Annotated in this window: 11 protein-coding genes and 1 pseudogene; 1 reads left to right on the forward strand and 11 read right to left on the reverse strand. The window is 59.9% G+C overall.

All coding sequences use genetic code 11. The annotated features are described in order from the left end of the window. Window positions 1-28: 28 nt before the first annotated feature. The 8 genes from RHP75_RS15265 to RHP75_RS15300 form a co-directional block, all read right to left on the reverse strand. Entirely contained in the window at window positions 29-718 is a 690-nt protein-coding gene (locus tag RHP75_RS15265) for a phospholipase D-like domain-containing protein (protein WP_311088935.1), read from the reverse strand. Next, complete coding sequence (locus tag RHP75_RS15270) at window positions 719-1,279, reverse strand: rhomboid family intramembrane serine protease (protein ID WP_311088936.1); 561 nt, start codon at window positions 1,277-1,279, stop codon at window positions 719-721. Then, window positions 1,276-6,531 (reverse strand): DNA repair ATPase, encoded by a 5,256-nt coding sequence (locus RHP75_RS15275; RefSeq protein WP_311088937.1) that lies wholly within the window; start codon window positions 6,529-6,531, stop codon window positions 1,276-1,278. The genes RHP75_RS15270 and RHP75_RS15275 overlap by 4 nt, the downstream gene beginning before the upstream one ends. 100 nt (window positions 6,532-6,631) lie before the next feature. After that, complete coding sequence (locus RHP75_RS15280) at window positions 6,632-6,871, reverse strand: hypothetical protein (protein WP_311088938.1); 240 nt, start codon at window positions 6,869-6,871, stop codon at window positions 6,632-6,634. 113 nt (window positions 6,872-6,984) lie between these two features. Then, window positions 6,985-9,030, reverse strand: coding sequence for a flotillin family protein (locus RHP75_RS15285; protein ID WP_311088939.1), 2,046 nt, complete (start codon window positions 9,028-9,030; stop codon window positions 6,985-6,987). Between the two features lie 27 nt (window positions 9,031-9,057). Further along, on the reverse strand, window positions 9,058-9,702 hold the full coding sequence (locus RHP75_RS15290) for an OB-fold-containig protein (protein WP_311088940.1): 645 nt from the start codon (window positions 9,700-9,702) through the stop codon (window positions 9,058-9,060). A 56-nt stretch (window positions 9,703-9,758) separates the two neighbouring features. After that, entirely contained in the window at window positions 9,759-10,460 is a 702-nt protein-coding gene (locus tag RHP75_RS15295) for a PspA/IM30 family protein (RefSeq protein ID WP_311088941.1), read from the reverse strand. A 4-nt stretch (window positions 10,461-10,464) separates the two neighbouring features. Further along, window positions 10,465-11,094 carry a YjfI family protein gene (locus RHP75_RS15300; RefSeq protein ID WP_311088942.1) on the reverse strand — a complete coding sequence of 210 codons (630 nt, stop codon included), beginning with the start codon at window positions 11,092-11,094 and terminating at the stop codon, window positions 10,465-10,467. A gap of 276 nt (window positions 11,095-11,370) precedes the next feature. Between RHP75_RS15300 and RHP75_RS15305 the strand changes: the two are divergent. Beyond that, window positions 11,371-12,628, forward strand: a pseudogene (locus RHP75_RS15305) (CaiB/BaiF CoA transferase family protein). Between the two features lie 83 nt (window positions 12,629-12,711). Here the strand turns inward: RHP75_RS15305 and RHP75_RS15310 are convergent. From RHP75_RS15310 to thrC, 3 genes are all read right to left on the reverse strand, one after another. Next, window positions 12,712-13,446, reverse strand: a complete 735-nt coding sequence (locus tag RHP75_RS15310; RefSeq protein ID WP_311088944.1) for a transporter substrate-binding domain-containing protein — start codon at window positions 13,444-13,446, stop codon at window positions 12,712-12,714. Between the two features lie 31 nt (window positions 13,447-13,477). Continuing rightward, window positions 13,478-13,738: a ribosomal protein L7/L12 gene (locus RHP75_RS21350; RefSeq protein ID WP_409079661.1), complete on the reverse strand. Its 261-nt coding sequence runs from the start codon at window positions 13,736-13,738 to the stop codon at window positions 13,478-13,480. 90 nt (window positions 13,739-13,828) lie between these two features. Continuing rightward, window positions 13,829-15,238 (reverse strand): threonine synthase, encoded by a 1,410-nt coding sequence (thrC, locus tag RHP75_RS15320; RefSeq protein ID WP_311088945.1) that lies wholly within the window; start codon window positions 15,236-15,238, stop codon window positions 13,829-13,831. Window positions 15,239-15,292: the final 54 nt, after the last annotated feature.

Below are 15,292 nucleotides of genomic sequence, written 5' to 3' on the forward strand. Positions count from 1 at the left end.
AAGGCCGCCCCATCACGAACCGGAACGCTCAGCGGGCGAAGCGCGCCCAGAGCTTGTCGAACTCGCCGCGGTAACTGGCCACCAGCAACGCGTGATCGGTCACCAGCAAGTTTTCCTCGTTGCTGGTGCTGGCGCTGCGAGTCCAGTTAAAGCTGCCATTGAGCAACAGATTAGCGTCGAACAACGCAAACTTGTGGTGCATGTGATACGGGCTGTCGTCGATGCGCAGCGGCACGCCCTGGGCGATCAGATGCTGGATATCACTGCCTTCGTCGAACTGCTTTTCATTGTCGCTGATCACCCGCACGGCAATGCCGCGACGGTGGCAGGCGATAATTTCTTCGCTGAGGCGGTCGTCGGAGATGGTGTAGACACAGATATCCACGCTCTTGCGCGCCTGCCGGCAAAGCTCGCGAATCTTGCGCAGGCAGTCATCGCCGGGACTGAAATGCGCGCTGGCCAACGCCGGACGCGGTGGACTGCTGCTGGCGTCGAGGGTCTTGACCACCTGCTCCAGCCATTTCAGCGCGGGCTCGCTATTGTTCAAATCGGCCTGCACCAGTTCACGCACCAGAGCAAAGGCACGGTTACGCAGGTAGCGCACCTGATCCTGGCCCAGGTCACTGCCCAGCTGGCGCAGCTCATCACGTTCCTCATTGCTCAAACGCAGATCGGCCAGGCTGTCACGCAGCTGCTGATCGAGACGATTGAAATCCATTTAACCTCCTTGTCGGGCGCGCGGCGTGTAGCGCCAGGCGGCATAGAGCCCACCGCAGAGCGCGCCGGCCAGATGATATTCAAATGAAACACCCTGCTGCGGCAGCAGACCAAAGACCCAACCGCCATGCAGAAAGAACACCAGCACCGCCAGCAGCAGGTCAAGCCAGCTGCGGCGGAACCAGGCCCGCGCCAGCAGCAACGCCCACAGCCCGAACAACCAGCCGCTGGCGCCGACATGGATGCCCTCGCGGCCGAATAGCCAGACCAATGTCCCGCTGCCGAGGATGATAAACAGACTGGCCTGGATAAAGTCGCGCCGCGATTCCAGCAGGGCCAGCAAGCCCAGCACCAACAGGCCGCTGAGGTTGCTCAACAGATGACCCCAGCCGCCGTGCAGCCAGGGCGCAAACAGCACGCCCGGCAATGACTCAAGCCGCCGCGGTATCACGCCCCAGATATTCAGGCTGTAACCACTCAGACTGTTACCCAGCTGCAGCACCAGCATCACTGCGGCAATGCCCAGCAACAACTGCACGCGTGGCAACAGCCCGGCCTTCATGGCGTTTCGCTTGCGCTGCCGCCGCCCAGGCGCTGTTCATGGCCCAGTTGCTCGCCCAGATCACGCAGTTGGGTGGAGATTTCCAGCATGCGGTTGTGAGTGCGCAGGTCGATATCGATCTTCTTGTCCATGGCGTGGATCAACGGCAGAAAGCTGTTCTGCAGGCTGTCGGCCAGGCTTTCCAGCACCTTCTGCACGGCTGGCTGTGGCGGAGTAATCACCTCCACCTGCGGACGCAGCTTGCCCAGATTATCCAAGCCAGCGAGCAGCTCGGCCCAGGGAATCGCCGGTGCGGCGGCCTGCTCGCCCGGCGCCAACTTGGCCAGGCCGCGCACGCCCTCAACCAGATCATTGAGCTGCGCTACCACACGAGCACCGACATCGGTGTCGCTGCCGCCCATGGCCTTGTTGCGCATAAAGTCGCGCTTGATCTGCGCCCAGCGCTCAGCTTGTACGTCGGTCATATTGCCGCGCAGTTCGGCAAGCTTGAGCAGGTTCTCCTCAGCTCCGGTGGTGAGCAGCTGGGATTCGCCCTGGTAGTGATCGGCGATCAGCTGTAGCACCTCAGTGTCGTTCATCACCGCGCTGATTTTCTCTGCCATCTTGTTCATATTGCGGTAGCTGCCCTGCAACTTGAACGGCGGCTCGGTGCGGTACTGATCGGCCTGGGCGGCACTGGCGATGTACTGCTGGTTGACCCGACCGACCACATCACGCACCTGCATCAGGCGCTGCAAGGTGGTGACGATTTCATTGACCTCGGCGGCGCTGTAGCTGTGGCTCAACTCATTGCTGGAAAACGGCTTGCCCTCGGCCTTGGCGACGAAGCGATAGACATCGGCCATATCGCGGGTGGCCAGCGGCGCCAGCACAGGGTTGGAGGTCAGGCCGTTCTCGATATAGGACAGTGCGAAGGCTTCCTGCATGCCGCCCAGGGTGTCGCCGAGGTTATAGATGTCGGCGCGGTTGGCCAGCATATCCGGGATCTTGAACACGTCGCCGGACTCGGTATAGGGGTTACCGGACATGATCACGCAGAACTTGCGCCCACGCATATCGTAGGTACGCGTACGGCCCTTCCACACGCCTTCAATACGCCGTGTACCGTCACACAGCGAGATAAACTTCTGCAGAAACTCCGGATGAGTGTGCTGGATATCGTCGAGATAGAGCATCACGTTGTTGCCCATCTCCAGCGCCAGGTTGAGCTTTTCCAGCTCCTGACGTGAGGTGGCGTCCGGCGCCTGGGCCGGGTCCAGCGAGCGCACTTCGTGCCCCAGCGCCGGGCCGTTGATCTTCATAAAGATCAGGCCGAGGCGGTGAGCGACATACTCCATCAGCGTGGTTTTGCCGTAACCGGGCGGCGAAATCAGCATCAGCAAACCGGACAGGTCCGAACGGCGGTTCTCCCCGGCGGTGCCCATCTGTTTGGCCAGGTTATCGCCGATCACGCCCAGGTAGACATCGTTGATCAGCTTGTTACGGACAAAGGAACTGAGCGGCTTGGGCTTGAATTCATTGAGGCGCAGCGCCTCGCGCTCGCGCGCCACCACTTCCTGGCGCAGTGCCTGGTAGCGCTGCAAGCCAGGCAGGAACTGCTCGCGGTGTACGCGCAGGCGGGCGAAGAAATCGTCCACCGCCAGCACCAGTTGCCGTTCGCTGATACGCGGGTGTTCACCCATCAGCTCCTTGGCGGTAAAGCGCAGGTCCACCTCGGTGATACGCTTGGGCACGCCCTCGGCGATCAGGCTCAAGGCCACGGCCTCGGGCACATAGGCGCTGAGCGTGGCGAATTCCTCTGCCGCGCACAGGCCGCGTAGCCAGTTCTCCACCAGCGCCCATTGCGCCGCCGGGCGATCCTGCAGCTGCGCCAGGGTCTGCTGATACACATCCCACATATGCGCCGCCTGCAAGCGCGCCTGCAAACCGGCCAGCAGCTCGCGGGCGTATTTGCTGAAAACGAACTCGATACGTTCGGCGGCCAGTTCCTGTACCAGGTATTCCGCCGCCTCTGCCAGCGTCGCCGGAGTCAGGTTTATGCCCTGCTGGGCGCTGTAGCCGAGCAGGGCCTCGGCAATTTCCGCCTGCAGTTGCAACAGGCTGTCGCGTTGACCGAACAACTGCTGGATATGCCGGGCACTGCGCGCGCGCTGTGGCCATTGTTTGGCATCGTCGTGAAGCTGTGCCTGACCCCAGAAAAAGCTGGCGAAGCCACGGGGCAAGGCGCCGTAACTGAGCAGGCCGGCGCTGTCGCGCAGCGGCAACAGCTGGGTGAGAATCAACGCTGCATCGTGGTCGTGGATGCCCTTCTCGTAGCCTTCCTTGTAACGCGGCGCGGCGAATTCGCGAATGCTCTTGATCAGCGCGTCCGGCTGCGCCAGCTGTTGCTTGAGCAGATCCAGACTAAGACCATCGCGCCCGGCGTCGGCGGCTGCCAGCACTTCGCCGGCCAGGTATTCGGCGCGGTACAGCGTGGCGGACTCGGACTCCAGCGACACCTGCCAATAATCACGCAGCGTTTCCAGCTCGATGTTTTGCAGCGGCTCAAGAAACTCAGTGCCGGTTAGGTGCAGATAGAGCTGATCGCCGCGCGGCATCAGGGTCAGGTCCAGCTCCTGGGTGTTGACGCTGAAGCGGTGGCGCGGGCCGAGCTTGATGACGTTGCCGCCCTCCTCGAACAACTCGCTCTTGTCGCGCAAGCTGCGTACAGCTTGGTCGCGGGCGGCCTTGAGGCGCGCCTCGACATCCTCGGCCTTGACGCTGTCCTTCAGCTCGCGCAAGCGCTCGGCCAGTTCGCGCAGCTTGAGAATCAACGGGTCGGAAGCGAAGAAGGCGTTCAGCTCATCGGCTTGAGTCAGGCGTGCGGTGCGCCGGCCAAGGCTTTCCAGAATCCGCCGCGCGGCGTCGAGCAGGCCCTGGGCCTTGCGCTGACGTTCATCAAGCAACGCCTGTTTGTGCGCCTCGAAGGTTTCCAGCAGCTCTTCGCGCTTGGCCAGAATGTCGCCGAGGAATTGTTCCTGATCGCCGAACTGGCTTTCCAGCTCCTCCAGCTGCACCAGCAGACGTGACAGCTGTTCGTCGCAGCGCTCAGGGTCCTGGGCCATGGCCAAGGCGTTGGTGATGCCCTGACTGAACAGTTTGAACTGGGCGCCGAACTGCGCCACGGTTTCTGCCGAGCCCAGGCCCTTGCGCCGCTGCTCGGCGCGGGCCTTGGTCTGGTTGAGACGGGCATAGACTTCGGAAATCGACTCGACTATCGCGGTGCGCTGGGTAGCATCGTCGATCGGCAGCGAGGCCATCAGGCTGGACAACATATCCAGATTGCCGGCCATGGCCTGCAATGCTACCAGCGGCTCATTCAGTTGGCTGACGCTCTCGGCCTTCTGCGCCTGGGCGTCGAGTTGGGCCAGCTGCAGCACATAGGGTTCCAGCGCGGCCTTGCTGGCGAGAAACCCCGAGGTGGCGGCCGCGACCTGCTCCTGAGCCGTCAGCAGTTCGGTTTCCATCGCATCGATGCGCGCCACGTCGATATAGCGGTAATCGCGGATGGTCAGCAGTTGGCCGCGCTGAGCATTGATGCCATTGAGCGCGTCGACGAAGTGCTGCACCTCATCCCAGCTATCGATCAGCAGGCCAGACAACAACGCCTGTTGGCGGGTTTCCGCTTCGGCCATGGCGCGCGCCGATTGCTGGCGGATGCTTTCGACCTTCTCGAACTCGTCGAGCACCAACTCGCCGGTGGCGGCGATTTCACGCAGCAGCGGCGCCATGCCCTGGCACTGGGCATCGCCCAGCCAGTGGTAGACGTCGAACAGGCGGCGGGTGTTTTGGCACAGCTGGGTGTAGCGCTGCACCGAGACTTCCGGGGTTTCGATCTCGCGACTCAGGCCCAGCAGGTCGGAGACGCCGCGTACCAGTTCGGCATTGCCGATACGCCCGAAGAAGCCGCCGCGCACTGGCTGGCGGGCGGCGAAGTCGTCGCTGCAGAACGGCGTCTGCCAGATCTGCATCGGGTGGATACGCGTCGGCTCCGTGCCTTCGGCGGCGAAGATCACCATACGCCCGTCTTCCAGGCGCGCGTAGCCGTGGCCGAAGATCGGGTTATGCAGCTGGCGATTGATCATGTTGTAGGTGAACAGCGCCGAACGGCCTTCTTCCGGGTGGTAGAAGATGTACTGCACGTCCTCGCCATTGGGCGAACGCACCGCGCGCTTGAAGCGCATGCCGGCCATGGGTTGTTCGAAGGCCTTGGACTCGCCGTTCTGCAGGTAGTAGCCGCCGGGAAAGATGATGCCGTGGTCTTCCGGCAGCTGCACGCAGGCCAGGCCGATGGCGTCGATGCGCTCGACCTTGCGCGTCAGGCTGTTGAACACCAAGTAGCGCCACTCTTCTTCGCGATACGGCAGGACTTTCAACAGGATCAAGCTGCCGAGCCTGGCGTACTCGATCTGCGCGTCGTCCAGCGACTGGGTCTTGTCCAGCACTGCCTCGCGGTAGATGCCCAGGCCGTCCTCTGTATTGTTCTCGACCTTGACCGTAAGGTCGCCGCCGATGGTCTCAACAAAAATGGTGTCGAGGATATTCATATGCGGATGGCGGCCGTTGACCACCATCTCGCGGGAGGTTTTCTGCCACTCGAAATCGAACGGAGCCGGCAGCGCTATATCGCGCTCGCCGCGGTTGTCGATATAGCGAATCTCTTTGCCGCCGTCGGCGATCGACCAGCGGAACACCCGGATATCGCTGATCCGCTCGCCGATCTGAAAGCTGGCCAGCAACTTGCCGTCGCGCACCAGCAGCTGCAGCAGGCGGGTGTTCTTGTAATAGGTGTAGAGCTCGTTGAAGTCGTTAACGAAGCTGCTCTGGCCGAGAAAGCTGTCGGCCAGAGCCACGCTCTCGGCCTCATAGCCTTCGTCCTGCTCGCTCAGGCGATACAGGGAGAACACGTCTTCGACGCGGGTTTCCTTTTTCAAACCGAGGAACACGTTGTAGCCGAACAGCAGATTCTCGCCGACCTGAACGATATCGCGCGCCGTGCAGTTGTTCTCAGTGCGGATACGTACCCGCCCGACCACCTCCATCTGGCTGCTGCCGAACTCCTGCAAGCGCTGAGCGTTCAGCGCCTCGGTGGTCTGGCGCAGGCGCAGGCCTTGCTCCTGCAGGCGCTTGTGCAGCACCTCGTAGGCACCGCCTTCGGCGACGGCCTTGTCCAATACATCCTGTGGTTGGGCTACGGCTGGAGCATCCGACATCGTGGTCTTCCTGAATCTGCGCTGTCTGCTAGCAAAGTGGAGTAAAGCGAGGGGCCGGCTTCAGCCAGCCCCATAGGCAAAGCACATGGCTTTACCTTTTTTACGCACCAATTTTTTGGGCAATTTCGGCAAGTTTGTCGCGCATTGCCTGATCGAGTTCTTCGGGTTTGATCTGAGCAATGATCTTTTTCAGCACACGAATTTCATTGTCATCAATCACTCCATCGCGCTCGGCAACTGCCAGTAGCGAACCCAGCTCCTGCACGTCCAGGCGGCCGTCATTGGCAAAGCACTGGATCGAGCGAAACGACATTTCCAGATAATCCCGTGGTTCCGACATAAGGCTTCCTAATTAGAGATAAACGGGCCATTAAGGAGTTGGCTTTCGCCAACCCCAAGAGAACATCCAACTTATGGGTAAGACGCTGGTTTTCAGCCATTACCGGCATGCACTTAGCTTTCGCTGCTTTCCACAGCCGCCGGTGTTTTGCCTTCGCTGACGCGGCCGTTGAGCAGACGGGCCAACACGTCCTGCACCACCGGGCTCTTGCCGACCACACCTTCGATGGCTTTGCCCACCGACAGCGACTTGGCAAAGGAGTTGAAGAAGTCGCCTTCGCCACCGACGATCTCGATCTTCGCCTTGGACAGCGCCGCCGAGAGCACTTCGGCCTGATCTTTGGCGATTTCCTTGTTGGCGGCGATGGCGGCCATGGCCTCGTCGAAGTTCTTCTCCAGCTGCATGCGGAACTCCTCATGCTGACGCGCGTTGTCGCTGAGCGCATCGAGCGCACCGAACTTTTTGCCCAGACCTTCGGCCTCGGCATTCAGGCGCTCCAGCAGCACGTGGGCTTCGGCCATACCCAGATCCTGGGTGGCTTTGGCCTTGGCCGCACCGAGTTGCTCTTCGCCACGCGCCTGGGCGCCGAGTTTCTCTTCCAGCACCTTGGCATCGGCTAGGCCGTCTTTTTCCTTGGCGGCAGCCTTGGCTTCGGTCACCCGTGCCTCGGCCAGGCCCTTTTCCTGCTCACCCTTGGCTTCGGCAATCAGTTGCTCTGCCTGCACACGGGCTTCGGCCAGGCCTTCCTTCTCCTTGGCTGCGGCGGTGACTTCACGCACCCGCGCATCAGCCAGGCCAGGCGCAGCGCGCTCGGCTTCGATACCTTCGGCCATTTTCTTCTTGGCTTCGGCCTGCTTGGCCGCGGCTTCCAGCTCGGCCTGAGCGAGGTTGTTGATTTCCACGGCCTTGTGCTGGGAACGAGTTTCGTCGGCTTCGGCCTGCTTGACCTGGCGCACCAGCTCCTGCTCGGCTTCGGCCTGGGCGTTGAGCACCATGACCTGTTTGGCCCGATCCGCTTCGGACACTTCACGCACTTCCTTGATGCGCTCTTCTTCCTGGGCCACGGTCTTCTCGACCGCGACGCGCTCACGGATCACCCCAGCAATGTTCTTGCGTTCGACTTCCAGGGCCTTTTCTTTCTCGATGCGCTGCAGCTCGACTTCGCGCTCGCGGGAGACGATTTCCAGATCCTTGGCGCGGGTGACTTTTTCCACCTCGATCACCACCGCACGCTGACGGTTCTGCTGCGCCACTTCAACTTCGCGCTGATGGTTCTCAGCGCGGATATCCAGCTCCTGCTGGGTGGTGATACGCGCCTGCTCGGCCTTCAAGCGCTCCTCTTCCTTGACTTTGAGGGTCTCGGCTTCTTCGCGAGCGCGGATGGTTTCGATCTCGCGCTTCTGCCGCGCTTCAGCATCGGCCTGCTGACGCTCGAGAGCCAGGGTCGCCTCACGGGTCTCCACGTTCTTTTTCTTGATCGCCAGCTCTTCGTTGCGTTCCAGGTCATTGGTAATGACGTTCTGCGCAGCAGTCAGCTGAGTGATTTTGCGGATACCCTCAGCGTCGAGAATATTGCTCGGATCGAGCGATGCCTTGGAGGTCTGCTCCAGATAGTCGATGGCCACGTCTTCCAACACATAGCCGTTGAGGTCGTTGCCGATCACCTCAACGATACGATCGCGAAACTCCTGGCGGTTCTCGAACAGCTGAACGAAGTCGAACTGCTTACCAACAGTTTTCAGCGCTTCGGAGAACTTGGCGTTGAACAATTCATTGACCGCACTGCGGTCAGAGGCGCGCTCCACCCCGATGGCCTTGGCCACCTTGAGCACGTCCTGCTGGGTTTCATTGACGCGCAGATAGAAGGCCACGGTGATGTCGGCACGCATGTTGTCTTTGCAGATCAACCCGTCCTTGGCGCGACGGTCCACTTCCAGGGTAATCAGGGAGATCTTCATGAACTCCTTGAGGTTGATCACCGGGTACACCAGGGCACCGGTGAAATGCACCTTGGGCGTCGAAGACATGTCGTTGACGATCAGCGCGGTACCCTGCGGCACCTTGATATAGAAGGCTTTGAACAGGACGAAAAAGCCAAAAATAACCAGAAAGAACAGACCTAAACCGGTCAGAAAAGGCATTAGCAGCTCGAGGCTCATTACAATCAATCTCCTTTGATAAACGGGCTAGATGCCCTTGAACTCGTCTTCGGTAATCACCCGATAGGCGTGTTCGGCCTCCAGGTACTCCAGCAACACCACGCGGTCGCCACGTTTGAAGCCATGTGCCTCATCAGCACGGACACGCAGAATCAGTCCAGCACCACCATCCTCAAGCGTCGCCTCACCCTGAGCGGCAGTTACTCGGCCACTGCGCACGATGGCCACCTGCCCAAGCACGGACTTGCTGGTGGTGGCCTCCAGCTTGAGAAACAGCGGGCGCAGCGGGCGCACCAACAGGCTCACCACGGGCACCACGGCAATCAGCGCAGCGGCGATCACCAGCAAACCCAGGGGGTAACGCAAAATACCCAACGGCAGAAAGCGCAACAAAAACAGCTCGGCGAAATAGCAGAGAAACCAGGCGAAAAAGAACAGCAAGGTGAGAACCAGCGTCACCGGCACGCCGTTCAGGCCCAGCTTGAGTAACAGGCCGGCCAAACCTTCAGGTTGCAGCGAATGGTTTTCCAGTGCCGAGTCGACTTCGATATCCAGCAGATCGACATCGACAATCCCCATGGCGGCGACCAGCCAATACAGAATCGCCACGCAGAGTGCAAAGCTGAGCACCACTACGGGAAATGACAGCGCGGTCTGTATGAATAGCTCCATCTTCTTTACATCCTGGTAGTCGAAGAAGCGGGAGCCGAAGCCCCCGCAATAGCCGCTCAGGCTTCGGGTTTAGCCTTGCTTTTCAGACGCGCCAGCACGCTATCGGCACTGGCGTTATCCGGCACGATGCCGGCAGCACGCAGCTTGACTTCCAAGGCGTCGTCCGGAGCGCTGGTTGCGGCCAGCTCCGCACTGGCTTCCATCATGGCTGCACGCTCAGCCTGCTTGAGCTTGATGCGTTCCAGCGATTCAACCGCGGTATGCAACTTGGCCTGCGAGCCGCCATAACGCTGTGCCACAGCCATCTGCGCTTTCTGCACGCTTTCCGTGGCCTTGACCGTATCTACCTGTTGTTTCAGGCGTTTGATATGCCCTTCCGCCTGAGTCACTGCTTTGCGCAACTGCGCCACACTAGCCGCGAAACCATCAGCCTGCTCACGGTCGCTGGCCTGTTCGGCTTCCAGATTGGCGATCTTCTCGGCAACTTCCTTGGCCAGGGTTTCATTATCCGCATCCAGAGCCTTGAGCGCGTAATGCTCATACTCGGTGATCTTCGCCGTGCTCTTGCCCAGGCGATCACTGGCCAGTTTCTGTTTGGCCATAATCTCAGCCAAGGCTTCCTTGGACTTGCGCAGCTCTAGATCGGCATCGCGGATCTCCTGATCGAGAATACGCAGCGCCTGACCGTCAACCACAGCCTCACCCACTTCATTGGCGCCGCCACGCAGCGCCGTCAGCAACTTGCTCCAGACGTTCATAGCATCACTCCTTAGCGTCAGCCTTGAGGAAGCCTTCATAGGCTTCGGTGGCCTTGATCACGTTGTCGGCCAGCAATTCGATCTCGAACACCACATCGGTCAGGGTCGAAGCCGAGCTCAACGCACCAAACATGGTGTAGCAAGGCTGGCCGTCCGGCAGGGTTTCCAGGCCGATGGAAGACAGAGGAAACAGCTTGTGCGTGCGCAGCACCTGCTCATTAAACGCCGCACTGTCGCGCACATCGGCAGCAGGCCACAGCAGGCCCTCGACCACGATCTGCTCACCATATACGGCAACAAACAGTGGTAGATCGCCGTAGTCGTGCATGGTCACATGCAAACTGGCATCCGAGCTTTGAATCAGCTCAATGCTCGCTTGCCCACCCTTGAATAACTCAGCGGCCGATAGCGCATCGTATAAAGCCTGTGCAGTCCAAACCTGCGGCATGCTCATATCCTCCTCCTTTTCCATTGAAGCCAGCTTTAATGAGTGCGGCTGGCGAAGTTTCCGCTCGAACGCCATAAGCAGCGGGGCATGCTCTGGCAGTATCCAGACCTCTTTTTTCACCAACCCCTGCTCGCGCAGACGCTGACGAAAAAGACGCTGGTAGTGGGCTGATGATTTGCTTTCCATGGACGCAGACTAGCCTCACACATGTAATGAATCAACACATCACATGTAATATTTTAAAACGCATGTTTATTGATTTTCAGGCGCGCAAAGACAAGCCACTCAAAAGTAGCGCCGCATAAAACACGCAAGGGAAAGGTCGCAGGAGGGAAACCATCCAGGGTTAGCAATACCGAGCATCCATTCGTGACGGCAATTTAACGCCATATCCCCGCCAACTAAACAGCTAAATCTGCCAACCCCATCGCAGCCGCAACGCCTGATAGCGGACATTGAAATATGACGCAGCACTCACAATCGAATAGCCTTGGCCGGCCACCACCCAACGGAACCCCTTATGAGCACAGCCAACAGCCCCCTCGCCGGCCTGAAAGTGATCGAACTCGGCACCCTGATCGCCGGGCCTTTTGCCTCACGTATTTGCGCCGAATTCGGTGCAGAGGTAATCAAGGTCGAATCACCGGATGGCGGTGACCCGCTGCGCAAGTGGCGCAAGCTGTACGAGGGCACGTCGCTGTGGTGGTTTGTGCAGGCGCGCAACAAGCAGTCAATTACCCTCAACCTCAAGCACGAGGCCGGACGTGAGGTACTGAAGAAGCTGCTTGGTGAAGCGGATATCCTGATCGAGAACTTTCGCCCCGGCGTGCTGGAGAAACTGGGCCTGGGCTGGGACGTGCTGCATGCTCTGAACCCGAAACTGGTGATGGTGCGATTGTCCGGCTTCGGTCAAACCGGCCCCATGAAAGATCAACCGGGTTTCGGCGCAGTGGGTGAGTCCATGGGCGGGCTGCGCTACATCACCGGTTTCGAGGATCGCCCGCCAGTGCGCACTGGTATCAGCATTGGTGATTCGATTGCCGCGCTGTGGGGCGTGATCGGCGCACTGATGGCGCTGCGACACCGCGAAGTGAACGGCGGTAGCGGCCAGGTGGTGGACGTGGCGCTGTATGAGGCGATCTTCGCCATGATGGAGTCCATGGTGCCGGAGTTCGATGTGTTCGGGTTTATCCGCGAGCGCACCGGCAACATCATGCCCGGCATTACGCCCTCCTCGATTCACACCAGCAGCAACGGCAAACATATCCAGATCGGCGCCAACGGCGATGCGATCTTCAAGCGCTTTATGCAGGCCATCGGCCGCCAGGACCTGGCCGATGACGTGACGTTGACCAGCAATGACGGCCGCGATGCGCGACGCGACGAGATTTATGGCGTGATCGACCGCTGGGTCGGCTCGCTACCGCTTGAGCAGGTGCTGACCACGCTGAACCAGGCCGATGTGCCGGCCAGCCGCATCTTCAGCGCCGAAGACATGTTCAACGACCCGCAATTTCTCGCCCGAGAAATGCTCCTGTCAGCCAAGCTGCCAGACGGCAAAGCCTTCAAGATGCCGGGCATCGTACCCAAACTGAGCGACACACCAGGCGAGGTAAACTGGGTCGGCCCGGAGCTTGGCGAACACAATGAGCAAGTACTGAGTGGCCTGGGCTACAGCAGCGAACAGATCGCCAACTTGCGCAGCGATGGCGCCATCTAATGAAGCAGCTCCAGCACAAGGACTGTGCTAACAGATCGCTTTAAACGCAGGATTGCCAACGCAGGTAGTTTTCCAACAGCACGCTAGAGGTGAACACCGTATTTGGCGTAGATCCCCTCAATAACGCCGCGCCGCTTGAGCGTCAGAATGGCCGCATCAAGCTTATCCAGCCAGCCTTCATGACGCGGATGAACACGCATGCTGACATCGAAAGAACTCATCGCATCGCCAATTTCAAGATGGCGGTACTCCGGGATCTTCGCCAGGCTGTACTGCGCAATCGCCTTATTGACCACAATTTGATCGAAGCGCGATTTGGCCAGCATCTCCAGCAATTGCGCCTCATTCAGTGCATTGCGCCGATCAAGCTGCCCCGCTTCGATCAACGCACGCAGATCCGGGTAGGCATAGCCGCGCACCAACCCCACCGACTTGCCGCGCAAATCCTCAGGCCGCGCCACAGGAAAGGCCTTGCCCGGGGCAAACACCATGACATCGATAACCTTGCCAAACGGCACCGAAAACACCCCTGGCGTCGACTGACCCTGCACCCAACCCGGGTAAACACCCGGCTCAATATCCAACTGCCCGCCATTGAACAGCAGACCAAGGCGCGGATAGGGGTAGTACTGCACGCTGAAGGTGTCGCCCGTCAGCTTGCCTAGCTCATCGAAGATGTCTTGATAGATGCCGGTTTTACCCTGCTCGATCATCATCGGCGGGTAGTTATAAAAGCCGACTTCAAAGGTGGCGGCGTAAGCGCCAGCCTGGAAATAGATACCGCACAGCAGAACAACCGTTTTGATCAACCACTTCACCCGACTACCTCTACTGCACAACCCACTGCCGCTAAAACGCACCAAACAACCAGGCAACCGCAACACCCAGCACAACTAAACCTAACAACCAGAAGATACCGCCATGGCCGCCAGACTGCACTACCGATACACCACCCGCCCGTCGCGCAGGTACGTAGCCGTCCACAACATCCTTGGCCTCTTTCAAGCCAATACCCCTGAGTTCACGCAGCAGCTTGATCGCCTCAATTTTCTGCCCACGCTCAAGCGCTGCCGCTACCTCCACCGGTAAGTCCTGATCAAATTCAGTCATCACACACTCCGCTCAGCAACCTCGCCAGAGCATAGCCGCAAAAAAGCCGGCCCCTTGCGAGTACCGGCTTTATCGACCAGCGCGCCAGACTTACAGCGGCTTGCCGCGATTACCGTGCTGAGCGACAAAGCTCTGTACGGTTTTCAGATCATTGGCCAGCACGGTGCAACGCTCTTCACGCTCGAACAGGTCCGCCAGATGCGCCGGCAAGGCAGGCGCCTGACCCACATCAGCTTTCTCCACGGCTTCCGGGAATTTAACCGGGTGCGCGGTACCGAGGATGACCATCGGCGTCGCCAGACTGCGACGGCACTCACGGGCGGCACGCACACCGATCGCCGTATGCGGATCGAGCAGCTCACCACACTCGCTGAACACTTCGGTGATGGTTTCGCAGGTCTGCGCATCGTCCACCGCCAGGGAATCGAACAGCTTGCGCGCCTCGGTCCAGCGATCCTGATCAACACTGAAACCGCCGCCCTGTTTGAAGGTGGCCATCAGCCCGGCAATCGCCGCACCGTTACGGCCGTGCAGGTCAAACAGCAGACGCTCGAAGTTCGACGAGACCATGATATCCATGGACGGCGACAGGGTCGGATGCAAGGTGTCCTTGACGTACTGATTACCGCTCATAAAGCGGTGCAGGATGTCGTTACGGTTGGTAGCGACGATCAGCTGGCTGATCGGCAGGCCCATGTTGCGCGCCAGGTAGCCGGCGAAGATGTCACCGAAGTTACCGGTGGGTACCGAGAACGCGATGGAACGCGCCGGCCCGCCCAGCTGCAGGGCTGCATGGAAGTAGTAAACGATCTGGGCCATGATCCGCGCCCAGTTGATCGAGTTGACCGCCACCAGACGCGTACCCTTGAGGAAGCCCTGGTCAGCGAAGCTGTCCTTGACCATTTCCTGGCAATCATCGAAGTTGCCTTCGATGGCAATGTTATGGATGTTGTCACCGAGGATGGTGGTCATCTGCCGGCGCTGCACCTCGGACACACGGTTGTGCGGGTGCATGATAAAGATGTCGACATTCTCGCAGGCCTTGCAGCCCTCGATGGCCGCCGAGCCGGTATCACCAGAAGTCGCGCCCATGATCACCACGCGCTCGTTACGCTTGGCCAGCACGTAATCAAGCAGACGGCCGAGCAACTGCAGGGCAAAGTCCTTGAACGCCAGGGTCGGACCGTGGAACAGCTCGAGCACCCACTCATTGCCGTTCAGCTGACGCAACGGCGCCACTGCGTTGTGGGCAAATACGCCGTAGGTTTCTTCGAGGATCTTTTTGAAGTCCGCATCCGGAATGCTGCCGGTGACGAACGGGCGCATGACCCGGAAGGCCAGTTCGTGGTACGGCAGGCCGGCCCAAGAGGCGATTTCTTCCTGGGTGAAACGCGGCAGGTTTTCCGGTACATACAGACCACCATCGCTGGCCAGGCCGGCGAGCAGCACATCTTCGAAATTCAGGGCCGGTGCCTGGCCACGGGTACTGATATAGCGCATAGGGGCAAACCTTCGGTTAAATCTTCGAGAGCCACCGCAGCCCGGCTGCGGCGA

The organism is Pseudomonas sp. SG20056, from assembly GCF_031764535.1.
Lineage (GTDB): Bacteria > Pseudomonadota > Gammaproteobacteria > Pseudomonadales > Pseudomonadaceae > Aquipseudomonas.